The organism is Bacillus sp. SIMBA_154, from assembly GCF_046536015.1.
Taxonomy (GTDB): Bacteria; Bacillota; Bacilli; order Bacillales; family Bacillaceae; genus Bacillus; species Bacillus pumilus_P.
In genome coordinates this window covers 1-284 of record NZ_JAWJBV010000177.1, presented here as the reverse complement: position 1 = coordinate 284, position 284 = coordinate 1, and the positions used below count along the sequence as shown (strand labels likewise).

General features: G+C 60.9%; 1 protein-coding gene. It reads right to left on the bottom strand.

Going from position 1 to position 284, the window contains the following annotated elements:
* Positions 1 to 284: hypothetical protein (locus tag R0K30_RS21635; protein ID WP_410612864.1), on the bottom strand; the 284-nt coding region annotated here is incomplete at both ends.

Below are 284 nucleotides of genomic sequence, written 5' to 3'. Positions count from 1 at the left end.
CCGGTTGCACCAGTTGGTCCCGTAGGGCCAGTATCTCCGGTTGCGCCAGTTGGTCCAGTAGGGCCGGTATCTCCGGTGGCACCAGTTGCACCAGTGGCTCCAGTATCTCCGGTTACACCAGTAGGACCGGTATCTCCGGTGGCACCAGTAGGGCCAGTATCTCCGGTGGCACCAGTAGGGCCAGTATCTCCGGTGGCACCAGTTGCACCAGTAGGACCGGTATCTCCGGTGGCACCAGTTGCACCAGTAGGGCCGGTATCTCCTGTTACACCAGTTGGTCCAGT